The organism is Streptomyces sp. NPDC030222, from assembly GCF_055573115.1.
In genome coordinates, this window is record NZ_JBVICA010000009.1 from 18,841 (window position 1) to 45,154 (window position 26,314).

At 74.5% G+C, this 26,314-nt stretch carries 18 protein-coding genes; 13 read left to right on the top strand and 5 right to left on the bottom strand.

Annotated elements, in window-relative coordinates:
* Positions 1-43 precede the first annotated feature (43 nt).
* From ACZ4Z5_RS15320 to ACZ4Z5_RS15350, 7 genes are all read left to right on the top strand, one after another.
* Positions 44-1,339, top strand: coding sequence for an ATP-grasp domain-containing protein (locus tag ACZ4Z5_RS15320; RefSeq protein WP_468262137.1), 1,296 nt, complete (start codon positions 44-46; stop codon positions 1,337-1,339).
* Positions 1,332-2,585 carry an MFS transporter gene (locus tag ACZ4Z5_RS15325; RefSeq protein ID WP_468262140.1) on the top strand — a complete coding sequence of 418 codons (1,254 nt, stop codon included), beginning with the start codon at positions 1,332-1,334 and terminating at the stop codon, positions 2,583-2,585. The genes ACZ4Z5_RS15320 and ACZ4Z5_RS15325 overlap by 8 nt, the downstream gene beginning before the upstream one ends.
* A gap of 1 nt (position 2,586) precedes the next feature.
* Positions 2,587-3,678, top strand: a complete 1,092-nt coding sequence (locus tag ACZ4Z5_RS15330) for a DUF1611 domain-containing protein (protein WP_468262143.1) — start codon at positions 2,587-2,589, stop codon at positions 3,676-3,678.
* Between the two features lie 239 nt (positions 3,679-3,917).
* Positions 3,918-5,018 carry a fatty acid desaturase gene (locus ACZ4Z5_RS15335; RefSeq protein ID WP_468262145.1) on the top strand — a complete coding sequence of 367 codons (1,101 nt, stop codon included), beginning with the start codon at positions 3,918-3,920 and terminating at the stop codon, positions 5,016-5,018.
* Positions 5,019-5,046: 28 nt separating this feature from the next.
* Positions 5,047-6,183, top strand: coding sequence for an aminotransferase class V-fold PLP-dependent enzyme (locus ACZ4Z5_RS15340; RefSeq protein WP_468262147.1), 1,137 nt, complete (start codon positions 5,047-5,049; stop codon positions 6,181-6,183).
* 71 nt (positions 6,184-6,254) lie between these two features.
* Positions 6,255-7,565 carry an amino acid deaminase gene (locus ACZ4Z5_RS15345; protein ID WP_468262150.1) on the top strand — a complete coding sequence of 437 codons (1,311 nt, stop codon included), beginning with the start codon at positions 6,255-6,257 and terminating at the stop codon, positions 7,563-7,565.
* Between the two features lie 68 nt (positions 7,566-7,633).
* Positions 7,634-8,344 carry a hypothetical protein gene (locus ACZ4Z5_RS15350; protein ID WP_468262153.1) on the top strand — a complete coding sequence of 237 codons (711 nt, stop codon included), beginning with the start codon at positions 7,634-7,636 and terminating at the stop codon, positions 8,342-8,344.
* 492 nt (positions 8,345-8,836) lie between these two features.
* Here ACZ4Z5_RS15350 and ACZ4Z5_RS15355 read toward each other — a convergent pair whose 3' ends face one another.
* The 4 genes from ACZ4Z5_RS15355 to ACZ4Z5_RS15370 form a co-directional block, all read right to left on the bottom strand.
* Positions 8,837-10,099 (bottom strand): GNAT family N-acetyltransferase, encoded by a 1,263-nt coding sequence (locus ACZ4Z5_RS15355; protein WP_468262156.1) that lies wholly within the window; start codon positions 10,097-10,099, stop codon positions 8,837-8,839.
* Positions 10,100-10,137: 38 nt separating this feature from the next.
* Positions 10,138-11,244 (bottom strand): AMP-binding protein, encoded by a 1,107-nt coding sequence (locus ACZ4Z5_RS15360; protein ID WP_468262158.1) that lies wholly within the window; start codon positions 11,242-11,244, stop codon positions 10,138-10,140.
* A 145-nt stretch (positions 11,245-11,389) separates the two neighbouring features.
* The gene (locus ACZ4Z5_RS15365; protein WP_468262161.1) at positions 11,390-12,139 is read right to left on the bottom strand and encodes a thioesterase II family protein; all 750 of its coding nucleotides are present in this window, start codon (positions 12,137-12,139) and stop codon (positions 11,390-11,392) included.
* Positions 12,136-14,094, bottom strand: a complete 1,959-nt coding sequence (locus tag ACZ4Z5_RS15370) for a non-ribosomal peptide synthetase (protein WP_468262163.1) — start codon at positions 14,092-14,094, stop codon at positions 12,136-12,138. The genes ACZ4Z5_RS15365 and ACZ4Z5_RS15370 overlap by 4 nt, the downstream gene beginning before the upstream one ends.
* 136 nt (positions 14,095-14,230) lie before the next feature.
* Here ACZ4Z5_RS15370 and ACZ4Z5_RS15375 point away from each other — a divergent pair, with 136 nt between their 5' ends.
* Together ACZ4Z5_RS15375 and ACZ4Z5_RS15380 are read left to right on the top strand one after the other, a co-directional pair.
* Positions 14,231-15,127 (top strand): TauD/TfdA dioxygenase family protein, encoded by an 897-nt coding sequence (locus tag ACZ4Z5_RS15375; protein ID WP_468262166.1) that lies wholly within the window; start codon positions 14,231-14,233, stop codon positions 15,125-15,127.
* On the top strand, positions 15,120-17,180 hold the full coding sequence (locus ACZ4Z5_RS15380; RefSeq protein WP_468262169.1) for a S9 family peptidase: 2,061 nt from the start codon (positions 15,120-15,122) through the stop codon (positions 17,178-17,180). The genes ACZ4Z5_RS15375 and ACZ4Z5_RS15380 overlap by 8 nt, the downstream gene beginning before the upstream one ends.
* A gap of 73 nt (positions 17,181-17,253) precedes the next feature.
* On the opposite strand, the gene ACZ4Z5_RS15385 is transcribed toward ACZ4Z5_RS15380, so the two are convergent.
* The gene (locus ACZ4Z5_RS15385; RefSeq protein WP_468262172.1) at positions 17,254-20,226 is read right to left on the bottom strand and encodes a type I polyketide synthase; all 2,973 of its coding nucleotides are present in this window, start codon (positions 20,224-20,226) and stop codon (positions 17,254-17,256) included.
* 235 nt (positions 20,227-20,461) lie between these two features.
* Between ACZ4Z5_RS15385 and ACZ4Z5_RS15390 the strand changes: the two genes are divergently transcribed.
* The 4 genes from ACZ4Z5_RS15390 to ACZ4Z5_RS15405 are packed head-to-tail and all read left to right on the top strand — an operon-like array spanning position 20,462 to position 26,289.
* Positions 20,462-23,635, top strand: coding sequence for an amino acid adenylation domain-containing protein (locus tag ACZ4Z5_RS15390; RefSeq protein ID WP_468262175.1), 3,174 nt, complete (start codon positions 20,462-20,464; stop codon positions 23,633-23,635).
* Positions 23,632-24,813: a cytochrome P450 gene (locus tag ACZ4Z5_RS15395; RefSeq protein WP_468262178.1), complete on the top strand. Its 1,182-nt coding sequence runs from the start codon at positions 23,632-23,634 to the stop codon at positions 24,811-24,813. Before ACZ4Z5_RS15390 ends, ACZ4Z5_RS15395 begins: the two co-directional genes overlap by 4 nt.
* A gap of 40 nt (positions 24,814-24,853) precedes the next feature.
* Positions 24,854-25,273, top strand: a complete 420-nt coding sequence (locus ACZ4Z5_RS15400) for a RidA family protein (protein WP_468262180.1) — start codon at positions 24,854-24,856, stop codon at positions 25,271-25,273.
* Positions 25,274-25,281: 8 nt separating this feature from the next.
* A complete protein-coding gene (locus ACZ4Z5_RS15405; protein WP_468262183.1) occupies positions 25,282-26,289 on the top strand; it encodes an alpha/beta hydrolase in 1,008 nt (335 codons plus the stop codon).
* Positions 26,290-26,314 lie beyond the last annotated feature (25 nt).

Sequence of the window (26,314 nt, forward strand, 5' to 3'; positions counted from 1 at the left end):
AGAGGTTGCCAAGGTGGGTAAATTTCTGTCAACATCCTTTGCCATGAAGCCTCGTGTACTCGTCCTCGGTGATCAGCAGACCATGGTCGACGCGGCAGTCAAGCTGGGCGCCGAGGTGTGGTGGGCGCAGCGACCCGACCGGGTCCGGGCCGCGGAGGCCGCAGCTCCGGTGGTGACGCTGCTGGCCGACTACACCGAGCCGGCGTTCGTCGACCTCGTCGCGCATCTGCACCTGTTCCGGCCGTTCGACGCGGTCGTGAGCATCCAGGAACACGCCCTGCTGGCCCTCGCCGCGCTCAACGAGAGACTGGGGCTGCGCGGGCCGCGCCCGGAGACGGCCCGCCTCGTCACCGACAAGTGGGCCATGCGCGCCAGACTCGCCGAGCGGGGCGTGAGCCCGGTGGCGGCCGCCCTGGGGCGGACCGCGGCGGACCTGCGCGCGTTCGGCGCCGAGCACGGCTTCCCGTTCATCGCCAAACCGGTCGCCGCGACCGGCAGCTTCGGGGTGGTCCTGGTCGCGCCGGACGAGGTGGCCGCGGCCGCCGAGCGGTTCGACGCCACCGGGGCCGGCGCGTTCCTGATGGAGGAACACCTCGACGGCCCCGAGATCAGCGTCGAGACCTTCACCTTCGCCGGCCGCCACGTCGTGCTCGCGGTCACCGACAAGGAGACCGGCCACGGGTTCGTCGAGCGCGGGCACACCGTGCCCGCCGCCCTGCCCGAGGCCGACCGCGCGGCGGCGGTCGAGCTGGTCGAGGCGTTCCTCGACGCGGTCGGCCTGACCGACGGACCGTCCCACGTCGAGGTGAAGCTGACCCCCGCCGGGCCGCGGATCGTCGAGGGCCACTGCCGGCGCGGCGGCGACCGGATCAACGAACTCGTGCGCCTCGCCTACGGCGTTGACATGGAAGAGCTGACCGTCGCGTGGGCGCTGAGCCGCACCGAACCCCTGCCCGGCCCGCCACGGACGCAGCGCGGCTCCGCGATCCGGTTCGCCGACGCCCCGTGCGGCGAACTGGTCGCCGTCACCGGGCAGGAGGAGGTACTCGCCGACCCGGACGTGGTGGAGTTCCGCGTTCTGCACGAGGTCGGTGGGCGGATCGGCCCGGTCCGCTGGTCCGGCGACCGCGCCGGATACGTGATCGCCACCGGGACCGGCAGCGCCGAAGCCGCGGCGAAGGCCGCGGCGAACGCAGCGCGGCTGGTCTTCACCGTGACCCCGCCGTCGGCGGCGGCCACCGAGCCGGCGTCGCCGCCCGGGGACCGTGACCTCAGCCGCGAGAACGACCTGTCCCGGCACGTCGGCTACGAGCGGACGGACCGTGCCGTCGATGACTGAGCTGATCGAACGGGCGGGCACCGGGCCCAGGATGAGCGAATCGGCGCTGCGCCGGGTCATCGGCATCAACTACCTGTGCTGCCAGTTCGGCAAGTTCTCCCTGATGCCGGTGCTCGTCGTGATGCTGACCCAGGGCGGCCGGGGCAACGCGTCGGTCGCGGGGTTCGGCATGTTCGCCTTCCTGCTGTGCATCGGCCTGTCCTCGCTGCCGGTCAGCCGATGGCTGCCGAGGCTGCCGTACTCCGTGACCATGGCGGCGGGCATGATGTGCTCGGCCGCCGGGTTCGGCGCTCTGGCGTACACCACCAGCCCGCCGCAGGTGGTGCTGGCGCTGTGCCTGGCCGGGTTCGGCAACAGCGTCCACGGCGTGCTCGTCCGGGTGCTGGTCGCGGAGAGCCTCGCCGCCGAGCCGGCCCGCAACGTCGTCTACGCGATCATGCAGATCGCCACCAACACTGCTGCCGCGCTCGGGCCGTTCATCGCCGGTGCGCTCTACGTCTCCGGCGACGGCCGGCCGCTGCTCGGCTTCGTCGCCCTCGCCTACCTGGCCGCCGCCGCGACGCTGCTCGTCGGCGTGCCGAGCGTGCTGCGTCCTCCGAGCACCGTCCGGCGCACCGAGGGGGCCCGGGCGCGGATCCGCGCGGTGCGCGATCCGGAGTGCCTGCGCGCCATCGTGCTCACCGTCGCCGGGGCCTTCGTCTACGGGCAGTTCTACTCGGCGTTCGCGCTGTACGTGAGCCTGGCGATCGACTCCCCGATGCTCCGCGCGGTGCTGCTCGGCGGCCCCCCGGTGGCCATCGTGCTGCTCCAGTCCGGGGTGACCGTACTGGCCAACCGCAGACTGCGCGCCGGTACGGCGCCCGACACGCTGCTCGCCTTCGGCGTGCTGGCCTTCGGCGGCGGGATCGTCCTGCTGGGCGCCGGCCTGCCGGTCGTCGCCGGGGCGGCCCTGGCCATGGGGGTGTTCGCGCTCGCCGAGATGCTCTACGCGCCGATGGTCAGCATCGCGTTCAACCGCCTCACCAACGTCTCCCCCCTCACCTCGTCCAACCTGCAGGGCGTCTCGCTGACCACCGGCGAGGCCCTCGGCTCGCTGTTCGGCGGAGTCGTCTTCCTGACCTGTTACCAGCACGGCGGGAGCGACTGGTACTGGCTGGCGCTCGGCGCGGCCACGGTCGCCGGCGTCGGCCTCGGCCTGGCGCGCACCCGTACGTGCACCACCGCACGTTCAGACGAAGGGCACTGAGATGGACCACCTGAAGCGCATCGCGATCCTCGCCGACGGCGAGATCACCCCGAGCACGGCCAAGACCGTGACCGGCATCCTGCGGTACCGGTCCGACCGTGTCGTCGCCGTGATCGACCGGGAGAATGCGGGCCGTGACACCGCCGAGGCGGTCGGCGGCGGCCTCGGTGCCGGCATCCCCATCGTGGCGGACATCGCCGCAGCGCTGGCGTTCCAGCCGGACGCGGTCCTGCTGGGCACCGAGCCCACCGGCGGCATCCTGCCGCCGAGCTGGCGGCCGATGGTCCTGGAGGTGATCGGGCACGGCCTCGACGTGATCAACGGCCTGCACACCATGCTGTTCGAGGACGCCGAGTTCACCGCGGCGGCCGAGCGCAGCGGGGCCCGGCTGTGGGACGTCCGCCGAGAGCCGAAGGAGCGCTACACCGTCGAGTTCCAGGACGACGGCAAGCCAGTGTTCGAGATCAGGAAGCACCGGCCCGGCTCGCGCACCGTGCTCACGGTCGGCACCGACTGCGGCATCGGCAAGATGACCACGATGCTGGAGATCGAGAAGGAGGCGCTGCGCCGTGGCCTCGGGCCGGCGTTCGTGGCGACCGGGCAGATCGGCACCATGATCACCGGTAGGGGCGTCTCGATCGACGCGGTGATGGTCGACTATGTCGCCAAGATCATCGAGGAGGAGGTGTGCGCCGCCGTCGAGGAGAGCGACCTCGTGCTCGTCGAGGGCCAGGGCGCGCTGAACCATCCGCGCGGCTCCGGCGGTCCGCTGTTCCTCATGCACGGCAGCCGCGCGGACTCCCTGATCCTGTGCCACGACCTGAGCCGGCCGGCCATCAAACTGCTGCCGGACCACCCGCTGCCGTCGCTGGAGCGGGCGATCGAGATGCACGCCGAGGGTGCGAGCTGGGTGTGGCCGGAGGGCCGCTGCCCCGTCGTCGGCCTCTCGCTGATCACCGCCGGGCTGCCGGACGACCGGGCCCGTGAGGAGATCGCCGCCATCGAGGCGGCCACCGGCCTGCCGGCCACCGACGTCGTCCGCTTCGGCGCCGGCAAGCTGCTCGACGCGATCCTCGCCGGCCCGACCGCCTGACCGGCGGGCGACCCCGCAAGACGTCGAGCGACGCCCCCCATGACGGCGACGTGCGAACCGTCCACCTGAACGACGTGTGCGCCGCGGAGCGTCCCTCGCGGTCACGCCTCCGCGAGCGCGCGAGGAGCCGGCGCCGCCCCGCGGCCGCACACGCGTCCCGGTCGCCGTCGCGACGCCCGCACACCCCCGCCCTCTGCCTCGGTCCGCGCTGTGCCGCCATCCCGCACTGGAGAGGAAACGTGACGACCTCCGTACAGAACGATCTCCGCAGCCTCGACTTCAGCAGGCTCGACCGCAGCGTACGCAAGCAGCTCAGAGAGCTGTGCACGCTGGACAACCACCACGCCCCGCTGGCGCTGCTCGCCGACTACCTGCTCGTCGCCGTCTCCGTCTGGCTGTGCGTGGGCGTCTCCTACTGGTTCTATCCCGTCTCGCTCATCCTCATCGGCTCCACCCAGCGGGCCTTCGTGAACCTGCTGCACGAGTCCTCGCACAAGGTCCTCGCCCGCAACTGGCGGCTCAACCTGCTCCTCGGCACGGTGTTCTCCGGCTACCTCGTGCTGCACATGTACAACCCGTACCGGAACTCCCACATCGGCTTCCACCACCGCTTCCTGGGCGACCCCTCGAAGGACCCCGACTACAACTTCCACGTCGGCGTCGGCATCTACGACCACACCCAGTCCGACCGGACGTTCTTCCTCCGTAACATCGCCTGCGCCATCCTCGGCCTGCGGGCCGCGCCGTACGTGCGGTACGTCGTACGCGACCGCATCCTCTTCAACGGCGACGACGCCGCGGTGTCCATGCCGGTCCGGCAGAGCACCGAACGCCTTCTGCTGCTCGCGCAGTGGGCCGCCATCGGGTCCCTCTGCGCCTGGCAGGGCTGGCTGTCCGAGCTGCTCCTCTTCTGGCTCGTGCCGATGTTCACCACCGCCATCGCCATCGGCTGGCTGTCGGAGCTGGCCGAGCACTACCCGCTGCCGGAGAGCGAGTCGCGACAGATCCTGATGACGCGCAACCGGCACGGCTGGGCGATCGAGCGGTTCCTGCTCGGCCGGCACCACGACAACTACCACCTGGTGCACCACCTCAACACCGGCGTGCCGTTCTGGAACATGAAGCGCGCCCACCGCGTGCTCCTGGAGGACCCCGCGTACGCCCGCTGGGACGGGCTGTGGGCGGGCATCCTCACTCGCTCCCGCGGCCGGCGCGACCAGGAGACGCTGATCAGCTACGCCGCCAAGTACCGCCGGTGGCGCCGCGCCGGAGGCGATCCCCGGCAGCTCACCGACGGCGGTTCCTTCGCCGAGGCCGCCGCCCTCGCACGGGACTTCTGACCCCCACCCAGGACGGAGGAACAGCACCATGCCCGTACACCTGAACACCGCCGGCGCCGGACTCATGCCCGACACCGTCGTGGCCGCCATGGAGGGCCAGTTGCGCCGGGAATCGCGCGACGGTGCGTACGAGACGGAACTACGGTACGCCGACACGCTCGAGAAAGGCGTGTACGAGAACCTTGCCCGGGTGCTCGACGCGCCGGTCGAGGACCTGGCGCTGTTCGACAGCGCCACCCGGGCCTGGACGTCCGCCGTCACGGCTCTGTCGCTGTCGTCACGGGACCGGATCTGGATCACACCGTACGAGTACGCCGGCAGCCTCATCCTCTGGACCGAACTGCGCCGGCGCACCGGGGTACGGATCGAGGTCGTGCCCCTGCTGCCCGACGGCGACCTGGACCTGGCATGGCTGCGCGACAACATCCGGGAGGACGTGGCCGTCGTCTCGGTCCCGCACGTGCCCTCGGGGTGCGGCATCGTCAATCCCGTCGAGGAGATCGGACGGATCCTCGCCCCCTGGCCGTGCCTGTACCTCGTCGACGCCTGCCAGTCGGTCGGCCAACTCCCGCTCTCCGTCCAGGACATCCACTGCGACCTGCTGACCGGGGCGGGCCGCAAGTACCTGTGCGGGCCGCGCGGCACCGGCTTCGCCGCCATCGGGCCGCGGCTGCGCGAGACCGCCCGGCCCCCCTTCCACGACCTGCACGTCGCCGACATGACGTCCGACACGAACTATGCCGTGCGCACCGACGGCGCCCGGCGCTTCGAGTACGCCGAGCGGTCCGCGGCCGCCGTCATGGGGCTCGACGCGGCCCTGCGGCACCACCTCGACCGTACGGAGACACCGGACACGCCGTCCGGGGCCCCCTTGCGCGAACTGGTGCGCGCGGTGGTCGAGGAACGGCCCGGCATCCGGCTCGTCGACCCCGGCACCCGCCATGCGTCCCTCGTCACGTTCGTGTGCGAGCACGTGTCGGCGCCCCGGCTGCGGGACGAACTCGCCGCGCGCGGGGTCAACGTCTGGGTGGCCCAGGGCGGTCACACGCCGCTGTACATGCGCCGGCAGGGCGTCGACCACGCAGTACGCGTCGCACCCCATTACTACAACACCCCCGAGGACATCGACGTGTTCGCCCGGGAACTGCGGGCGGTCGTCGGGTGACCCGGACCTTGCCAGTTGCGGACTTACTGATTTCGGGCAGCCCGGAGAGACATCGGGCGCGGGCGGGAGGCATGGTGACCACACAGTACGAGGCGATCGCCCGGGAAGCGCTGCAGGCGCTCGGCGACGAGCGGATCGACTGGCGCTTCAAGGGACTTCCGGTCGCTGCAGAGGGCAGCACGGTGGCAGAGCTGGCCGCCCGGTCCCTGAACGTCTTCGACGACGGGTTCGTCGGGCCCGTGCTCACGATCGACGCCGACGCGCTGGAGCACAACGTCACCACCATGGCCAAGTGGTGCGCCGAACGCGGCGTACAGCTGGCTCCGCACGGCAAGACGACCATGGCGCCGCAGCTGTGGGCGCGCCAACTCGACGCCGGAGCCTGGGGGATCACCGCCGCCAACACCGCGCAGCTGCGGGTCTACCGGGCGTTCGGCGTCGCCAACGTCCTGTTCGCCAACGAACTCGTCGACGCGCCCTCGCTGCAGTGGGTCAGCGCCGACCTGGAGCGCGACCCCGACTACCGGTTCAGCTCCTTCGCCGACTCGCCCGAGGTCGTCCGGCGCATGCATGACGCGCTCAGCGCGCTGCGGCCCGCCCCGGCGAGGCCGATCGACGTGATCGTCGAGATCGGCCGTACGGGTGGCCGGGCCGGCGCCCGTACCGTGGCGGAGGCGCTCGCCACGGCACGAGCGGTGGCCGAGAGCCCGGTGCTGCGGCTGATCGGCGTCGGGGGCTACGAGGGCGTCCTCGTCAACGACCCCTCGCCGTACAGCCTCGGGGTGATCGACGCGTTCCTGCGCCGGATGCGCGAGACGACGGAACTGATCCACCAGGAGGGCCTGTTCGAGACCGACACCGTCGTCGTGACGGCCGGCGGCAGCTGCTTCTTCGACCAGGTGGCCGATGTCCTCACCGGGCCCTGGCCGGCCGGACTGACCGTGCTGCCGGTGCTGCGCAGTGGCTGCTACATCGTCCACGACGACGGCTTCTACCGCTGGATGTCGCCGTTCTCCCGGGAGACCGCGGGGGCGGAGCGGCTGCGGCCCGCGCTGCGGGCCTGGGGCCGGGTCACCTCGCGGCCCGAACCGGGCCTCGCGCTGGTCACGGCCGGCAAGCGCGACCTCTCCTTCGACGCCTGGCAGCCCGAGCCGCAGCTGGTCCGCCGCGACGACGGGTCCGTCCATGCGCTGCACGACTGCGTCATCAAGGAGATCAACGACCAGCACGCCTTCATCCGGCTCGCGCCCGGCAACGACATCCGGGTGGGGGACTGGGCGGGCATCGGCCTCGCCTATCCGTGCACCGCCTTCGACAAGTGGCAGCTGATTCCGGTGACACGAGGCGAGACGGTGATCGACTTCGTGCGGACGTTCTTCTGACTCGTGCGGAGGTTCTTCTGACCGGACCTGACCGGACCGCTCGTGGGACAGCGGGAGAGGGGTGACGGATGACCTCGGCCAGTCGGCCGAACGGCCATGCGACCGGGCTGCTGTGCGCGCTGCAGCCCGCCGTCGCCCTCCCGGCGGGCCTGCTCCTGGCGGCCGGTCTGCCGGGCGGCGCCGCCTTCGGGGCGGCGCTCGCCGCGACGGCGACGGGAGCGGTGACGCTGGGCGCGCGCCGGTACGCTCGGGCACGCCGACGGCCCGGCATGCACCGGTACGGCCCGGCACGTCGGCCCGGGCGGGTGGCGGGGAGGGGACCCGAGCGGGGTGCCGGGCCGGCCGCAACCCCGGCGGCGACTCCGGGCAGTGCCCGGCGGACCGGCCCGCCCGTCACGCTCGCCCTCGGCGCGGTCGCGGGGGCCGGCCTGGCCGTCGGACCGTCGCTGCCGCAGGGCGCGGTGGCGTTGCTCATGTGCCTCCTCGCGTACGGCGCGGCCGCCGGGCCCCGCCCGACAGCCGTGGGCACGGTCCTGGCGTGGAGCGCCGGGCCGCCACTCAGCCTGTTCGTCGGCCTCCTGGCCGGTCCGTGCCTGGCCCTCGGCGCGCTCGCCGCACTGGACGTGGCCGCGCTCGTGTTGCTCGCGACGGGGCCTGCCATGGGGCGGCTCCCGGGCACGGCGCACCTCGCCGCCTTCTGGCAGCGCATCAGCCGTCCCGCGACCCAGGAGCCGTGGCCGGCGGGGCGGCGCCGGTGGGTTCACCAGCGGCTTCCGTGAGGGGACCGGCGTGTGCCGTGCTCGATGCGCGTGTGCCGTGGCGCGGCTCCCGGGCATGGCGCACCTCGCTGCCTTCTGGCAGCGCATCAGCCGTCCCGCGACCCAGGAGCCGTGGCCGGCGGGGCGGCGCCGGTGGGTTCACCAGCGGCTTCCGTGAGGGGACCGGCGTGTGCCGTGCTCGATGCGCGTGTGCCGTGCCCGGCGGACCGGACACGGCACACGTCAGGCCGTCAGAACTCGGCGGCCTCGGTCGGGCGGCCGTCCGGCGGGGAACGCGGTGGCCGGCCGGCCACGGCCCGCCGGCGCCCTGAGCGGTTCCCGTCCCGGCCTGCCTGGCCTGCTCGGCCTGCCCCGGCGGGGCGGGCCGAGCCGTGCGGCGGCTCGCGGGCTGGACTCAACGCCCGGTGACTTTGCGGGCTTCCAGGACATGCCGATCGGAACATCGTTGCAGGTCAGCGAATCGCTAGCCCTGTTAAGTCAGCGACGTCGGGGCTAGACTTCGGCGGAGTACCAGGGTTCCTGGCTGCCGCGGAAGGCCGTTGAACAGTGCGCCAGGGCTCCCGGGCGGAGTTCGGTGCAGCGGCCCGCGCGGGCGAGGCTGTCCAGGGTGGTGCCGCCGAGGTAGACGGCGCCGAGGTCCGCCGCCGTGAGCCGGAGGTCCGCCGGGCGGGTCGTGCGCTCGCAGGACGCCTGCGTGTGGTGGGCGGTGAGCCGGTAGCGGCCTGTGTTCCAGGGACAGAACCGGTCCTCGACGTCGAGGACCACGTCCAGCGGCAGCGCGTAGCGGCGCGCGGCCAGTGCCCGGGGGACGTCGACCAGGCGTAGCCACAGGCCGTCCGAGACGGTGACGCGCAGGGCCCGCATGTCGGTCAGCATGTGCAGCAGCGGTTCGCCGGGGGCGCCGCGGTAGCGGATCCAGGGGTGGACGTCGATGCCGGCGAGGTAGCGCCACAGGGCCGCGTACGCCGGCCGGGTCGTGGTCACCACCTCGCCGACCAGCACCGTGCTGTGCGGGTTCTCGTGGCCGCCGCCGCCGAGCCGGTAGAGGGCGTAACCGGTCGCCTCCCCGTCGGGCTCGGTGTGCACCGCGAAGCGCAGCGAGGTCGCCCCGTGCCGCGCGTGCTCCTCGTCGTACAGCCGGTCGTCCCAGAAGGGCCCGGGCCGGTCGACGCGGCCCGCGGTCAGGGTGCGGGCCGTGTCGTAGAGCTTCTCCAGGACCGGCCGGGCCGCCTCGCGGGGCAGCAGCCGGACGGTGCCCCGGCCGAGGTCCGTACCGGGGCGGAAGGCCATCGCCCGGGTGTCGCCCAGGTAGTCGGCCTGGTACGAGGCGACGCCGTAGCCGAAGCGCTCGTAGATCGCCGCCTCGGAGGCGTTGAGGACCGCGATCGGCTCCCGCCCCGCCGTGTACAGCTCGGTCAGCTGCCGGCGCATGAGTGAGGTGAGGATGCCGTGCCGCCGGTGGGTGGGGGCCACGCCCACCCAGACCACGCGCGCGGCAGGCACGACCGCGCCGGGCACGGTGAGGGCCCGTGTGTGCAGCGCGGCGCCGCCGACCGGTTCGGCACCGTGGAACGCGCCGAGGGTGCGGTCGAGTTCGATGGCGGCCCGTTCCACGGCGAGCTGGGACGCCGTCCGGTCCTCGCCGTAGCTGTTGGCGACGGCCCGGGCCCAGGTCTCGAACTCGTCGGCGCGTACCGGGCGCAGAGGGTAGGGAGGGGTGGGGTCGGGGGCGGACTCGGGCGGGACGGAGGACATGCGGGACGTGCTCCTTCCGGTTCGGCGGGCGGAGGATGCTAGGGGCTGGCAGCCGTTCGGGTACGGGCCGGCACGGTGTCCGTTCGGGTGCGTGCCACCGTGGTCCGCGAGCCGGTGTTCGTCCGGGTGCCCGCGTCCGCGCGGGCGAGTCTGCGGACGACGGCGTCCGGGCGGCCGAAGCGGCCGCGTGCATCCGCGACGGTGAAGCCCCAGGGCTCCCGGCCGCCCGGCCGGTGCGGTGCGGGGGCCACCCGCGCGGCCAAGCGGGCGGTGTCGACGAGCGCCACCATCCCTCCCAGGAACTTCTCATGACGGTCGATCAGGTCGGGTGGCAGCGGTGCGCCGACGGGTGTCACCGTGTCCAGCGTGCGCAGCCGCTGCCGGGCCTCTCCCGCTGAGACCTCCAGCACCTCGTCGTACAGCGCCGGTGTGCACAGCAGCTGGGTCACCCGGTGCCGCTCCACGAGCCGTGCCACCGCATCCGGGCACCGCGCCTCGTGGTCGGCGGCCAGGACCAGTCGCCCGCCGGCGGCGAGGGTGGCCCAAAGCCCGGCCGCGGCGACATCGTGGGCGAGCGGCTCCGTCAGCAGCAGCACCGGCGTCCCCGGGCACACGGTGTGCCACGCCGCCGTCGCGGTGGACAGCTCGGCATGCGTGACGACCACACCGCCGGACGGGCCCGTCCCTCGCGAGGCCGGTCGTGTCAGCCAGACGGCATCGTCCGGAGCGTTCAGCGGGAAGGCGACCCGGTCCGGGACCGGCACGGAGTCGTGGCGTTCCACGGGCACGGTGCCCGGGCCGGTGGTCGGGGCCATGGTGCAGCGCAGCGGCGCCCGCAGGCCGCCGTCCGGCATGTCCGGGTCGAGGGGAACACACGCGGCGCCCGCGCGCAGGACGCCGAGCGCCGCCGCGACCAGGGCGGGCGACGGCTCGACCCGTACGCCCACGAGGTCGCCCCGGTCCACCCCGGCCGCGGCGAGCCGCCGGGCGATCCGCCCGGCCCACAGGTCGAGTTCGCGGTAGGTGACCGCATCGGCTCCGGTGCGCACGGCGGTACGGGCCGGCAGCTTACGGCTGACGGTGGTCACCACCTCGTGCACCGACGGGTGTGTTCGGACGACGTCGGCGTGGTCCGGCCTGGGCATCGGGGCTCCTCCCCACTGCTCCGCGATTGGTTGGGCGCCGGGCGGCACCGATCGTGGCCGAGGGCGGACGATCGGGCACGGCCCGTACGTCGTGCCGGCCGGGTACGTGCGTGTCCGGCGCGCGGCACACACGTACCCGACGAGGTCAGCCCACGGTGGCGGGCGCTGTGAGCGACTCCCGGATCAGGGCGTACGGAGGGGCCGGCACCAGGTAGAAGTGGTCGCCCGGCACCCCGTGCTCCTCCAGGCCGCCACGGGTCAGCTCCGCCCAGGGGCGCAGGTCCGCGTCCTCGTCGGCGTCGCCGGTGATCGTCGTCACCGGGCACCGCACGGACAGGTCCGCGCGCGGGACGTAGGAGTGGAACATGTGCCCGTCGGCGCGCACGTACGGCAGGACCAGCTCCTGGAACTCGGGGTCGGCGGCGAGTTCGGGGTCCGTACCGCCGAGGGTGAGCAGCTGCTCGACGACGGCGGCGTCGTCCTCGTCGTCCAGGCGGCCGTCCCAGGCCGGCGGGTAGGGCGCGGCACGCGAGCCGGAGGCGAACAGCCTGATCGGCTGGATGCCCCGGGCCTCCAGGGCGGCGGCGGTCTCCAGCGCGATCGGTGCGCCCATACTGTGCCCGAACAGGGCGACGGGCCGGTCGGCCAGCGGCACGATCACCTCGGCGATGTCGTGGGCCAGCCGGCACAGGTCGGTCGGCGGCGGCTCGGCGATCCGCTGGGCGCGTCCCGGGTAGCACACCGCGTGCACCTCGATCCCGGGCAGGCCCGCGCCCCAGTCGCGGAAGAACGACGCGGAGCCTCCGGCGTGCGGGAAGCAGACGAGGCGGACCTGCGCCTCCGGGTCGGGTGCGAGGCACTGCAGCCCGCGGGCGGTGGTCGTGACGGCGGTCATGACGCCTCCTGCTGTTCCGCGGCCCGGCGGCTCGCGCGCAGGGCGCGGGCCCTGCGGGCCGCCGCCTGGCGGGCCCGGGAGTCCTGACCGCCGTCCGTGCCGCGGTCCGCGCCGTCGCGCAGCATCGTGGCCTGTGCCGCCACGGTGGTGTGCTGGAACAGGGCGACGACCGGCGGCCGCTGCCCGGTGTGCCGCTCCAGTGCCTCCCGGAGCTGGTACATGGCGAGCGAATGCCCGCCGAGGTCGAAGAAGTTGACGTCGACCGGCACGTGCGTGGTCTTGAGCACCTCGGCCCAGGCCGCGGTCACCTGCGCGGTCAGGTCGCCCGCGGGGGCGGGCGCGGGGGCCTGGGCGGGAGCGACCGCCGGCCGCTCCTCGGCCCGCTGCCGCAGCGCGGCCCGGTCCGTCTTGCCGTTGACCGTGCGCGGGAACCGGTCGAGCACCACGATCCGCGCCGGCACCATGGCACCGGGCAGCCGCTCGGCCAGCCGCTCCTTGACGTCGGCCGGGTCGACCGGGTCCGCGGCGAGGACGAAGCCCACCAGGCCGTGGCCCGTGCCGTCCACGACGACAGCCGCCTCCCGGACGCCCGTCAGGTCGCACAGGTGCGCCTCGACGGCGCCGAGCTCGACGCGATGGCCGCGGATCTTGACCTGGTCGTCGCGGCGTCCCACGAACGCCAGCGTGCCGTCCGGCAGCCGGCGCACGAGGTCGCCGGTGCGGTACATACGCGCGTCGGCCGGGCCCGCGAAGGGGTCCGGCAGGAACCGCTCGGCGGTGGCCTCGGGCAGGCCGTGGTAGCCGCGCGCCACGCCCGCGCCGCCGACGCAGAGCTCGCCCTCGCCGCCCGGCGGGACCGGGCGCAGCTCGTCGTCCAGGACGTACAGCCGGGCGCCCGGCACCGGACGGCCGATCGAGACCGGTCCGGGCGCGTCGAAGCGGTGGTAACTGGCCCAGACGGTCGCCTCGGTGGGCCCGTACTCGTTGACCAGCGCGGTACGGCCGGTGCGCTGGGCGAAGTGCCGGGCGACCAGCTCGGGCGGCAGCGGCTCGCCCGCGACGGTCACGGTGTCGAGGGAGCGCAGCCGCTCGCCGCCGAGCCGCTGGGCGGCGTCCAGGACCACGCTGTACAGGGAGGGCACGCACAGCAGGTGGGTGACCTCGTGCCGCTCGACCAGCTCGACCAGGCGCTCTGGGTCGCGTACCTCGTCGGCGGAGGCGACGATCAGGCATCCGCCGACCGTGAGGGTGCCCCAGAGCCCTGCCACGGAGGAGTCGAAGGCCAGCGGCGAGACGAGCAGGAAGACCGGTGCCCCGGGGTAGACCAGGTGGCGGGCCGCGGTCGAGGCGGTCAGCTGGCCGTGCTCGACGACGACTCCTTTGGGCTCGCCGGTGCTGCCGGAGGTGTAGATCAGGTACGCGGGGTCGCCGGCGTCCACCGCCCCGGAGGGCGGCTCCGCCGCACCGTCCGGCTCCCCGGCGTCGGCCGCGGACTCCGCGGAGATCACGGGCACCCCCAGGCCCGTCAGGCGTTCCCCGCCCGTGCCGGTGACGACGACGGCGCTCACCCCGGCGTCGGCGAGGACGGCGGTGAGGCGCCGGTCCGGATGCGAGGGGTCCACCGGCACGTAGGCGGCGCCGCAGCGCAGCACACCGAGGACCGCGGCGATCATGGCGGTGGACGGCTCGGCGAGCACCCCGACGCGGGCGCCGGTCCCGACGCCCGCCGCGGCGAGTGCGGCCGCTATCCGGCCGGCCCAGGTGTGGAGTTCGCCGTAACCGATGCCGCTCGTGCCGCTGCGCACCGCCGTGCGCGTCGGGACGGTCCGGGCGAACCGGCCCACCAGTTCGTGGACCGGGGGCAGGGGGCCGGCGGGCGGTGGTGCGCACGGCCCCGGATCGAGGGGTGCGGCGGGGGCGGTGGCCGGCGCCTCGTACTGCGTCAGCGGTGCCATGGGAACTCCTTCGCTGGTCCTCCGTGGAGCTGCATGGCAAAGAATATTGCCACTGAAGTCACGAAGGTGGCAATATCTTGTCAAGTCTGGATGGCCGACACCCCGGCCCGGGAAACCCCACAGAAGGGCAACAGCCATGACGGAGACTCTGCTGCCGCAGACCGGCGTGACCGTCACGCCACTGACCACGAACACCGGTGCCGTGATCGGCGGAGTGGACGCGAGCAGCCCGCTCGACGACGCCGCCGTCGCGCGGATACGCGCGGCGCTGCTCCAGCACAAGGTGATCTTCCTGCGCGACCAGGACCTGGACTACGAGGCCCAGGCCGCCTTCGCCCGGCGCTTCGGCCGGCTGACCCTCGGGCACCCGATCTACAGCGCCCCCGATGGCCGGCCGAACATGCGCGAGATGGACTCCAGGCAGGGCACCCGTGCCAACCACTGGCACACCGACCTCACCTTCATCGAGCGCCCGCCGGCCTTCGCGTTCCTGCACAGCAAGGTGATCCCGCCGGTCGGCGGCGACACCGTCTGGGCCAACGCCGCCACCGCGTACCGGAGCATGCCGCCGGAGCTGCGCGACTTCGCCGACCGGCTGCGCATCGTGCACAGCAACGACTGCGACTTCACCGACGACACCGTCATCGAGCGCGGCCACTACATCGCGACCGCCTACGAGGCCGAGCACCCCGCGGTGCGGGTGCACCCCGAGACCGGCGAACGGTCGCTGCTGCTCGGCGGCTTCGCCCGCCGGATCGTCGGCTACGGCCCCGACGCCTCCCGCGAGATCATCAGGCTGCTCCAGGGCTACCTGACCCGGCCCGAGCACACCGTCCGCTGGCAGTGGCGGGTCGGCGACATCGCCATCTGGGACAACCAGGCCACGGCGCACTACGCCATTTACGACTACGGCGACGAGTACCGCCGTGGCGAGCGCCTCACCGTCGTCGCGCCCGCCCCGGTCGGCGTCGACGGCCGCCCGAGCGAGGCACTGCGCGGCGACACCACGGCGTACAGCGCGGGCCGTGACTGACCCCCGCACGTCCGGGCCCACGACCCCGCCCGGCCCCGCGACAGGCACCGGCGCCGCGACGCGGACCGCGCCGTACGGCAGTTGGACCTCGCCGGTCACCGCGGCGGTCGCGGCGGCCGGCGAGGCGCGCACCGAGTGGGCCGCGTTCGTCGGCCAGGAGGTGTGGTGGACCGAGCTGCGCCCCGACGAGGGCGGCCGCAGCGCGCTCGTCCGACGCGCCCCCGACGGCACCGTCGCCGAGGCCCTCGGGCCCGGCTGGGACGTGCGCACCCGGGTCATCGAGTACGGCGGGCGGCCCTGGCTGCCGCTCGGGAACGGCCCCGAGGCGGGCTGCGTCTTCACCCACTGGGCCGACCAGCGGGTGTACCGGACGCGGCCCGGCGGCGAGCCGGAGCCGATCAGCCCGGATCCAGCCGTGCCCCAGGGCGCCCGGTACAGCGACTTCAGCCGGGTCGGCGACGAGGTGTGGTGCCTGCGCGAGGAGGCCTTCGGCGACCATCCGGCCGATGTGCGACGGGACCTGGTCGCGCTGCCGCTGGACGGCACGGCCGGACAGAACCCGGCGGCCGTCCGGGTGCTCGCCGCGAGCCACCACTTCATGACCGGCCCGAAGGTCTCGCCGGACGGCACACGGGTGTGCTGGCTCGGCTGGGACCACCCGGACATGCCGTGGGACGGCACGACCGTGATGTGCGCAACGATCGGCCCGGACGGCCGGCCCGGCCCGGCCGAGCCGGTGGCGGGCGGCCCCGGCGTCGCGGTCAGCCAGGTCGAATGGGACCCGGAGCGGCCCGGTGTGCTGTACCTGCTGAGCGACCGGGACGGCTGGTGGAACCTCTACGAACGCGTCCCGGACGGCATCGAGCGGGCACTGTGCCCGCGCGCGGAGGAGTTCGGCGACGCCCTGTGGCGCATCGGGGCGCAGTGGTTCCTCCCGCTCGGCGGCGGGCGGCTGCTCGTGGCCCACGGCACGGCCTGCCGCCGGATCGCGGTACTGGAGCCGGACGGCACGCTGCGGGACCTCGACGGCGCCGAGGGGTACACCGAGTGGGCGGTGCTGGCCACCGACGGCCGTCGGCTCGTGGCGACCGCCGCGGGTCCGCGCGAGCCGCGCACGCTGCTCCTGATCGACCCGGACGGCGCGGAGCCGGTGGCCGGCGCCGAGGTGCTGCGCGCACCCGACACGACGTACGCGGAGTACCTGCCGCCGGGTCACCACGTCGTCTTCCACGGGAAGGACGGCGAGGAGGTGCACGCCTACGTGTACCCGCCGTACCACCCCGGGCACACGGCACCGGAGGGCGAACGCCCGCCGTTCCTGGTGCAGGCGCACGGCGGACCCACCACCCGTACCCCGCTGGTGGCGAACCTGTCCGTGGCGTACTTCACCAGCCGCGGGATCGGCGTGGCCGACGTGCAGTACGGCGGCTCGACCGGCTTCGGCCGCGGCTACCGCGAGCGGCTGCGCGGCCAGTGGGGCGTGGTCGACGTGCGGGACTGCGCGACCGCCGCCCGCGGACTGGTGGCGCAGGGCCTGGCCGACCCGCGTCGCGTCGGCATCCGCGGCGGCAGCGCCGGCGGCTGGACGGCCGCGGCGTCCCTGGTCCGGGAACCCGAGTTGTACAGCGTCGCCGGCATCTACTACCCGCTGCTGGACCCGGAGGGGTGGAGCGCGCGCGGCACGCACGACTTCGAGTCCCGCTACCTGGACAGCCTGGTCGGCCCCTGGCCGCAGGCCGCGGCCCGCTACGCCGAGGTGTCCCCGCTGCGCGGGGCGCATCGGGTGCGGGCTCCGTTCGTGCTGCTTCAGGGCCTCGACGACCCGGTCTGCCTGCCGGTCCAGGCCGAGGCATTCCTGGCGCGGCTGAAGGACAGCGGGGTCCCGCACGCGTACCTCACGTTCCCCGGCGAGCAGCACGGCTTCCGCCGGGCGGACACGGTCGTCGCCTGCCTGCATGCCGAACTCTCGGCGTACGCGCAGGTCTTCGGCTTCGAGGTGCCGGGCATGCCCCTCCTGGAGCTCACGACTGCGGTCGGCGCGCAGGCCGTGTGAGCTGCACCGCGACGGCCGCCGCCCCCGGGACCTTCTTCCGGGGGCGGCGGCCGTTCACCGTGCGGCGGGCGGATCACCCGGCCGCGACGGCGGCCTCCGGTTCGCGCGCCACGAGGCCGCGGACGAGCTCGATCTGCCGGGCCAGCGTCCGGCCGAGCAGCAGGTCGCGCATCGGCACCTTGACGCCCAGCTCGGTGCGCAGCTTGCGGGCGAGGTGGGTGACCAGCAGGGAGTCGCCGCCGAGCAGGAAGAAGTCCGCGTCGTCGGTGAGGTCCTCGTGGCCGAGCAGCTCGCGCCAGAGTCGGGGCACCAGCGCGGCGACGTCCGTGTCGGCAGCCGGGGCCGGCCCGGCCGCCGCCGGGTCCGCGACCGGTACCGGAGCGGCGCCCATCGGGGTGGCGGGGCGGGCCGCCGCCGAGTGGGCGGCGGCCTCCGGTGCGATGCGGCGCGGGCCGGCGCATGGGTAGCCGGGCAGCCGGACCGGCTCACCGGTGGCGCACAGCTGGTCGAGCGCGACCGGCTGGCCCATGGCCCACAGCGTGCCCAGCGCGGTCAGCACGCCCTGGCCGCCGGCCGGTTCGCCGGGGCCGGCGCCGAGGGGCACCGCGGTCAGGTCCGCGGCCGCCGCCATCGCGGACAGCGCCCGGCCCGGACCGGCCTCCACGACCACCGCGCCCGGCAGGTGCGCGGCGAGTGCGTCGAGGGCCTGTGCGAACCGCACGGTGGCGCGTGCCCGTTCGGCGAAGCCGTACGGGTCGACCGCCTCGCCCGGGAGCACGAGCCGGCCGTCGGTGGTGGCCCACGGAATCGCGGGCGGTCGTACGGCGATCCGCGCCAGCTCCGCGCGGAGCGGGGCGACGGCGGGTTCGATGAGCGCGGAGTGGAAGGCGTGGCTGGTGCGCAGGCGCTGTGTGTGGACCCGGCCCGCCAGCCAGGTCTCGAACGCCGTGACGGCTCCCTCGGTGCCCGCGACCACGCCGGCCCCGGGGGAGTTGAACGCGGCGGGCTCGACGGCGAGTCCGGACCCGGCGATCAGCACCCGTGTCTCGCTCTCGCCGCAGCCCAGCGCGAGCATGGCGCCGGGCGGGCAGTCCTGCATCACCCGGCCGCGCAGGGCGACCAGGCGGGCCGCGTCGGGCAGGTCGAACACCCCGGCCACGCACGCGGCGGTGAGCTCCCCGAGGCTGTGGCCGACCACCGCGGACGGAACCACGCCGAGCCCGCACAGTGCGGTGGCGGCCGCGTACTCGACGGCGAAGAGGGCGGGCTGAGCGAGCCGCGTCTGCGCCAGTTCGCCCCCGGGGAAGTCCGGGTCGTACAGGGCACTGTCGAGGACCTGCGCCAGGCCGGGCCCGAACGCGGCGAGGCAGTCCGCGAGGGCCGCCGGGAAGCCGGGCAGCGCCTCGGCGAACGGCCGGGCCATGCCGGGCCGTTGGGCGCCCTGCCCGGGGAAGGCGAGGACGACCGGCGCCGGGCCGTCCACGGGGCGGCTGCCGCGCACCACACCGGCGCCCGTAGCGAGCCGCTCGGCGACCTCCGCGGTGGTACGGCCGGTCACCGCGAGCCGTTCGCCGAGCGAGGCGCGTCCGGTGGCGAGGGTACGGGCGACGTCGGCCGGGCGCGGCGCGTGCGCCGCGAGGTTGCGGCGCAGCCGCTCGGCGGAGCGGTCCAGTGCCGCCCCGTCCGCCGCGGACAGCACGACCAGGTGCCCCGCGGCCGGTGTGTCCGCCCGGTCCGGCCCGGCGGCCCGGACCGGCGGGGCCTCGACGACCACGTGCACATTGGTGCCGCCTACGCCGAAGGAGCTGACCCCGGCCCGGCGCGGCTCGGGGCCCGGCCACGCGGCGGCCCGGGTCGGCACGTACAGGGGTGAGCCGTCGGTCTCCAGCAGCGGGTTGAGCCGGGTGAAGCCGGCCAGCGGCGGCACGACGCCGTCCCGGACCACCAACAGCGCCTTGATCAGGCCGGCGAGTCCCGCCGCGTTGTCGAGGTGACCGGTGTTCGCCTTCAGGGCGCCCACGGCGATCCGGCCGGGGCGCGCACCGGCCTCGCGGAGCGCGGTGGAGGCCGCGGACCACTCGATGGGGTCGCCGATGGGCGTGCCGGTGCCGTGCGTCTCCAGGTAGCCGATGCTCGCTCCGTCCACGTCGGCCGCTTCCAGCGCGGCGCGGATCGCGGCCTGCTGGCCGCCGACGGACGGGGCGTAGTAACCGGCCTTCGCCGCACCGTCGTTGTTGACCGCGGTGCCGAGGACCACGCCGTACGGCTCGGGGCCGGCGGCGAGTGCGTCGTCGAGGCGGCGCAGCACGACGCAGGCGGCGCCCGAGCCGGCCACCACGCCGTCCGCGTTCTCGTCGAAGGGCCGGCAGTGGCCGGAGGCGGAGTGGATGCCGCCGGGCACCCGCAGATGTCCCGCCTGGGGGTACGCCATGCCCGCGGCGACCACCAGCGCCTGGTCGCACTCGCCGTTCAGCAGCGCCTGGACGGCCATGTGCAGGGCGACCAGGGAGGAGGAGCAGGCCGTCTGCACGGCGAGCGCGGGGCCGGTCAGGCCGAGTTTGTACGCGATGAGGCCGGCCAGGAAGTCGGGGGCGGCGCCGTGCAGGGCGTCCTCGGCCGTCAGCGGGTCCAGCATCCCGGAGGCGATCATGCGGTGGAGGTAGCCGCTGGCGCTGGCGGAGGCGTACACGCCCGTCGTCGTGCCGGTGCCGAGCGGGTCGACGGCGGCGTCCTCCAGCGCGGTCCACGCGCACTCCAGCATCAGCCGCAGCTGCGGGTCCATCGTCTCCGCCTCGCGCGGACTGACCCGGAACAGGGCGTTCTCGAAGCGGTCCGCATCGGGCAGATGGCCGTGCACGGGCACGTAGTCCGGATCGTCCACGAGGCATTCGGACACCCCGGCCGCGAGCAGCCGCCGCCGGTCGTACCGAGTGGTGAGCACCCGGCCCGCCTTGAGGGCCTCCCACCATTCGGCCAGGTCCGACGACCCGGGGAACCGGCCGGAGACGCCGGTCACGGCGATGTCGAGAGAACGGTCGCGCGCCATGTCCTCACCTTCGCTTGAGCCAGGCCGCTCTCCGGGCCGGAGGGCGGCGCACCGGCAGCCGGCGCCGCGGAGAGCCGCGCCGCGACCGGCCTGCCCAATGAGGTTGCCAGATTAGGCAACTCAATGGCAATGTCATTGACAACATGGTGGGGGAGCGTGCCAGGCCGTGGTCGTCGCCCCCGTATGTCGTCGAACCCGATGGCGACCGCACGGCAACCGAGGGGAGAGACCGAGCATGCGACCAGATCCGCAGTGGACCGCGGGTCCCCCGAGCACCGCGCCCGGCGGCGGACTGCACGAGGCGTTCGCCCGCCGGGCCCGCACCCGGCCCGGTGCCACCGCTCTCGTCGAGGGCGAGCGCGTCACCACGTACGCGGAGCTGGACGGGACCGCCGACGCCTGGGCCGCCCGGCTGGCCGGCGCCGGCGTCGGCCCCGGCGACGTGGTGCCGATCCTGCTGCCCCGCAGCACCGCACTGGTCACCGCGCTTCTCGCGGTGCTCAAGACGGGCGCCGCCTACTGCCTGCTGCCACCCGACTGGCCCGCCCCGCGACTGGCCGACGTCCTCGGCCAGCTGGCTCCGCCGCTCCTGATCGCCCCGGCCGGCCGGCCCCCGGCCACCGGTGTCCCCGTCTGGACGCCGCCCGCAGGCCGCCTGGCCGCGCCGCCCGGCTTCCGCCCCGCCCACGTCGACGCCGCCGACCCCTGCTGCGTCTTCTTCACCTCGGGAACCACCGGCCGCCCCAAGGGCGTCCTCACCCCCCACCGGGCGACCGCACGCCTCTTCCAGCAGGGCGGCTTCGCCCGATTCGGCCCCGACACCGTGATGCCGCTGGCCGCCGCCACCGCATGGGACGCCTTCTCCCTCGAACTGTGGTCGGTCCTGCTCAACGGCGGCATGTCCGTGGTCGTGACGGACCCCTACCTGTCGGCCGCGGGGCTCGCCGACGCCGTCACCCGGCAGGGCGCGGACACGGTCTGGCTCACCAGCAGCCTCTTCGACATGATCGTGGACGAGGCCCTGGACAGCTTCCAGGGGCTGCGTCAGGTGGCCATCGGCGGTGAGCGGCTCTCCGTCGGCCACGTCCGCCGCTTCCTGCGCCGCCACCCCGGCATCCTGCTCCTCAACGGCTACGGTCCGGTGGAGAGCACCGTCTTCGCCACCACCCACCGCATCACCGAGGCCGACTGCGACGCGCCCGGCGGCATCCCCCTCGGCCGGCCCGTCCCCGGCACCCAGGTGCACGTCCTCGACGGCACCCGGCCCTGCGCGGTGGGGGAGACCGGCGAGATCTGCCTTGCCGGCGACGGCCTCGCCCTGGGATACCTGGGCGACCCCGCGCTGACCGCGGCCCGGTTCGCGCAGGTCCGCCTCGACGGCCAGGACCTGCGCGTCTACCGCACCGGCGACCTCGGGCACTGGGGCGGCGACGGCCTGCTCCGCTTCGACGGCCGGGCCGACCGGCAGCTGAAGATCCGCGGCCACCGCGTCGAACCCGCCGAGGTCGAGCGCCAGGTGGAACGGCTGCTCCCCGGCGTACGCCACTGCCGGGTCCTCACCCGCGGCGCCGGCGGCGGCCTCGAACTCGTCGCGTTCTGCGTGCCGGCGCGCCCCGGCGACCCGCTGGACGGCGCCCGCCGCGTACTGGACGAGAACCTCGTCCCGTACCAGCGCCCGGCCGCGGTCGTCTCCGTCGACACGTTCCCGGTGACACCCCGCGGCAAGCTCGACGAACGGGCCCTGCTCGCCCTGACACCGCCCGCCGAGCCCCACGCCCCCGACCTGCCCACCGCCGACGGCATCCGCCCGGACACCCTGGACGACCCGGCGGTACGCGCCGTCGCCGAGGCGTTCGGCTCCGTGCTGGAATGCGACACCGTCCCGCTCGACGTGCCGTTCGTGCGGCTCGGCGGCACCTCGCTCGGCGCCGGACGGCTGTGCGCCCGGCTCGCCGGCCGGCTGAACCGGCCCGTGCCGCTCTCCTGGCTCTATGAGCACCCCACCGTCGCCTCGCTCGCCGCCCGGCTCTCCGCCGACGGCCCGGCGCCCGCGCCGCCGGCCGAGGACGCCGAGCCGGCGCCCACACCGCTGCAACTGGTCCATCTCACCCGGCAGCTGCTCGACCCCGAGGACCGCACGGGGCACTGCCTGCTCACCTGGGTGATCGAGGGAGACCTCGACCTCGCCGCCCTGGAGGCCGCCGTGGCCGCCGTGCACCAGCGGCATGAGTCGCTGCGCGCCGCGTACGTCCTCGACCCCTGTCCGGCGGTCCGGCCCACCGACCTCCCCGCGCCGCCGCTCGACGTCCTCACCCCGGCGGCCGGCGTCGACGAGGCGCTGCATGCCGCGCGCACCCACCTCGCCGAGGAACTCTTCCCGGACCTCGGCGAGGTGTGGCGCACCGCCGCCGTCCCCGTCCGGGGCACGGACCGGCCGACCACGGTCTTCGGCTGCGTCGTGCACCATGTCGCGTTCGACGGCTGGTCGGAACGGGTCCTCGCCGAGGACCTCGCCACCGCCTACCGGGCCCGGCGGCGCTCCTTCCACCGCTGGTCGGAACGGGTCCTCGCCTGCGACCTGGCCACCGGTCACCAGCCCGGCCTGAGCTCCGCCGCGGCGGCCCTCGGACCCCGCCCGCCGCTCGCGACGATCCACCGCGAACGGCTCGCACGGCAGCGCCGGACCGACATGGAGGCACAGCGCGCACGGCTGCGCGAGGAACTGGCGGGCCTGCCCGCCCTGCGCTGGCCCACCGGGCCCGCGCTGCGCGAGCCCGCCGGCCCGGGCCTGATCACGTCCCACCTGCCCGCCGCCGTGCTCGCCCGTGTCGACGCCGCCGCCGCGGCCGCCGGCGTCACCCGGTTCGTCGTCCTGCTCCACCAGTGGGCCGGCGCCCTCGCGGAGGTGACCGGACAGCGCGACTTCGCCGTGGGCGTCCCCATCGCCCAGCGCGACGGAGCGGAACTGGAGCACGCCATCGGCTGCCACATCGCGATGCTCTGCCTACGCCTGCGCGGCGCCGCCCTCGACGAGACGGCCACCGCCCTCACCCAAACCGGACGGATCGTGGCCCGCGCCTTCGCCGCCCAGGACGTGCCCTTCCCGGAGGTGCTGTCCCTCGTCGACCCGCCCGGCGACGGCCGCCCGCCCCTCTACCAGACCCTCTTCGCCTGCCAGGACAACGCCCCGCCGCTGCTCGACCTGCCGGGCGCGCGCACCACCTTCGTACGCCAGCCCTACCTCGATCTGCCCCTCGAACTGCACGCCGAACTGTGGCCCGCGCAGGGCGGCGGCCTGCGCCTGGACGTCGCCTTCCGGCCGGACACCGTCGCCGGGACCACCGCGCGGGACCTCACCAAGCTCTTCACGGAACGCGTGCACACCCTCGCCGCAGGAGCCCCGTCTTGACCACCACCGTCTTGTCGCCCGACCGGCTCACCGACCCCGAGCTGCACGCCACCGGCGACCCGCACGCCCTGTGGGCGTGGATGCGCGCGCACGCCCCCGTCCACCGGCATTCCGCCGGCGAGCTGCCCGCCTTCTGGTCCCTCACCCGCTACGAGGACATCCGCGCCGCCTACCGGGACGCCGCCACCTTCAGCTCGCGGCACGGCGTCCTGCTGCGCCGGGCCGCACTCGGCGACGACCCCGGCGGCGGCCTGACCATGGCCCTCACCGACGCGCCCCGGCACAAGCAGCTGCGGGCCCTGATGGCAGGCCACTTCCACACGCGAGCCGTCCGCGGCCTCGACGACTGCATCCGGGCGGTCACCCGAACCGTGCTCGGCCGGGCTCTGGAACAGGGCGACTGCGATGTCGTCCACGACATCGCCGGACGGCTGTCCCTCGCGGTCATCTGCCACATCATCGGCGTGCCCGAACGGGACCACGAGGACCTGTACCGGTGGACCAACGAGGCGTTCGAGGCCCACACCTCCCTGGTCGCCCACCCCCGGCTCCTGGAGTATTTCGAGGAACTGCTCCTCCAGCGCATGGAGCGGCCCACCGACGACCTGGTCAGCTCCCTGGTCAACGGCACCGTCGACGGCGCGCTCCTCACCGAGGAGGAGATCGTCCTCAACTGCGAGAACCTCATCGGCGCCACCGAGAACGGCCGCCTCGCCCTCATCGGCGGCATCCAGGCGTTTCTGGAGCATCCGGACCAGTGGCACCGGCTGGCGGACGACCGCGGCCTGCTCTCCACGGCGATCGAGGAGGTGCTGCGCTGGACCTCCAGCGCCACCCACAGCATGCGCGTCGCCACCCGGCCGTGCGAGATCCGCGGCGAACGGATCGCCGCCGGCGACCGCGTCGTGCTCTGGCTGCCCTCCGCCAACCGCGACGAGGACGTCTTCGCCCACCCGTACCGGTTCGACATCGCCCGCACCCCCAACCGGCACCTGGCCCTCGCCGCCGGCGAGCACTTCTGCATCGGCTCCACCCTCGCCCGGGCCGAAATGCGCGTGCTGTTCACCGAACTCCTCGACACCGTGCGTCACATGGAGCAGTCCGGACCCGTCCGCCGCCTGCACTCCCTCGCCGTCAACGGAGCCGAGAGCCTCCCCGTACACCTCACCGCAGCGTGACAACCCCACCCATCCGCAACCGACCCGAGGAGTCGCCGCCATGGCGGACCACCCCCTGAGCGCAGGGCTCACCCACCTGTCCGACCCCCCGGGGGTCGCCCCCAGCTCCGGCTACACCCACGTGGTGTCCGGCACCGGACGGCTGGCCGCGATCGCCGGCCAGATGCCGTTCGACGCCGCCGGCGAACTCGTCGGAGCCGGCGATCCCACCGAGCAGGCCCGGCAGGTGTTCCGGAACATGGAGCGCTGCCTCGCCGCCGTCGGCGCCGGCTTCGCCGACGTCATGAAGCTCACCTACTACGTCACCGACATCGCGCACGTGTCGCTGATCCTCGCCGCGCGCGACGAGTTCATCGACACCAGCCGACCGCCGGCCAGCACTGTCGTCCAGGTCGTCGCCCTCTACCGCCCCGACCTGCTCCTGGAGGTCGACGCGTTCGCCCTGCTGGGCGCGGAGTGAGGAGCACCGTGACCACCTCCTCCGCACCGCGCCGCGGACGCGGCAGACAGGCCCCGCCGCCCCCGTTCGACCCCGAACTGGCCGCCCCGCTGGGCAAGATCCTCGCCGAGCTGCCGATGCCCCTGACGCCCGGGCTCGTCCCCGACCGCCGCCGCCGCTCCCTGGCAGGCCGGCTGACGGACGAGCAGATCCGCCGGGACGGCACCTTCGCGGTCGAGGAACGGACCGTCCCCGGCCCGCCCGGAGCCCCGCCGATCACCCTGCTCAGCTGCCGGCCGACGGCCGCCGTCGGCCCGGTCCCGGTCATCTACCACACGCACGGCGGCGGCATGGTGGCCGGCAGCCACCGCAGCACCGAGCTCGCCGGAGAGCTCGACCGCGCCGGGGAACTGAACCTCGCCGTGGTGGCCGTCGAGTACCGGCTGGCTCCGGAACACCCCGATCCGGCACCCGTGGAGGACTGCTACGCCGGGCTGTGCTGGCTCGCCGAGCACGCCGCCGCGGAGGGGTTCGACCCGCACCGGATCGTGCTCAGCGGCAACAGCGCCGGCGGCGCGCTAGCGGCCGGTCTCGCCCTGCTGGCCAGGGACCGGTCCGGACCGCGGCCGGCGGGCCAGATGCTGCAGTTCCCCATGCTCGACGACCGCTGCGACACGTTCTCCGCCGGGCAGATGGAGCGCGTGGGCCTGTGGGACGGACTGTCCAACCAGGCGGGCTGGCAGGCCCTGCTGGGCGACCGGCGCGGCACGGCGGACGTCTCCTGCTACGCCGCGCCCGCCCGCGCCGCCGAGGTGGCGGGCCTGGCGCCCGCGTTCATCGAGGTCGGATCGGCGGAGGCGCTGCGCGACGACGCAATGGCGTACGCGGCACGCATCTGGGAGGCGGGAGGTGAGGCCGAACTCCACGTGTGGTCCGGCGCGTTCCACAGCTTCGACGAGTGGGTGCCGGACGCGGTGGTCTCCCGGGCGGCCCACCAGGCCCGGGTGGCCTGGCTGGAGCGGGTGCTGAGCCGCTGACCACCGGCCTCCGGGGCCGTGTACG

Bases quoted from the DNA above. Each gene is read 5' to 3' on its own strand.
- ACZ4Z5_RS15320 (WP_468262137.1), top strand. From the start codon at position 44: ATGAAGCCTCGTGTACTCGTCCTCGGTGATCAGCAGACCATGGTCGAC.
- ACZ4Z5_RS15325 (WP_468262140.1), top strand. From the start codon at position 1,332: ATGACTGAGCTGATCGAACGGGCGGGCACCGGGCCCAGGATGAGCGAA.
- ACZ4Z5_RS15355 (WP_468262156.1), bottom strand. From the start codon at position 10,099: ATGTCCTCCGTCCCGCCCGAGTCCGCCCCCGACCCCACCCCTCCCTAC.
- ACZ4Z5_RS15400 (WP_468262180.1), top strand. From the start codon at position 24,854: ATGGCGGACCACCCCCTGAGCGCAGGGCTCACCCACCTGTCCGACCCC.
- ACZ4Z5_RS15385 (WP_468262172.1), bottom strand. From the start codon at position 20,226: ATGGCGCGCGACCGTTCTCTCGACATCGCCGTGACCGGCGTCTCCGGC.
- ACZ4Z5_RS15375 (WP_468262166.1), top strand. From the start codon at position 14,231: ATGACGGAGACTCTGCTGCCGCAGACCGGCGTGACCGTCACGCCACTG.
- ACZ4Z5_RS15345 (WP_468262150.1), top strand. From the start codon at position 6,255: ATGGTGACCACACAGTACGAGGCGATCGCCCGGGAAGCGCTGCAGGCG.
- ACZ4Z5_RS15360 (WP_468262158.1), bottom strand. From the start codon at position 11,244: ATGCCCAGGCCGGACCACGCCGACGTCGTCCGAACACACCCGTCGGTG.
- ACZ4Z5_RS15340 (WP_468262147.1), top strand. From the start codon at position 5,047: ATGCCCGTACACCTGAACACCGCCGGCGCCGGACTCATGCCCGACACC.
- ACZ4Z5_RS15370 (WP_468262163.1), bottom strand. From the start codon at position 14,094: ATGGCACCGCTGACGCAGTACGAGGCGCCGGCCACCGCCCCCGCCGCA.
- ACZ4Z5_RS15390 (WP_468262175.1), top strand. From the start codon at position 20,462: ATGCGACCAGATCCGCAGTGGACCGCGGGTCCCCCGAGCACCGCGCCC.
- ACZ4Z5_RS15365 (WP_468262161.1), bottom strand. From the start codon at position 12,139: ATGACCGCCGTCACGACCACCGCCCGCGGGCTGCAGTGCCTCGCACCC.
- ACZ4Z5_RS15350 (WP_468262153.1), top strand. From the start codon at position 7,634: ATGACCTCGGCCAGTCGGCCGAACGGCCATGCGACCGGGCTGCTGTGC.
- ACZ4Z5_RS15330 (WP_468262143.1), top strand. From the start codon at position 2,587: ATGGACCACCTGAAGCGCATCGCGATCCTCGCCGACGGCGAGATCACC.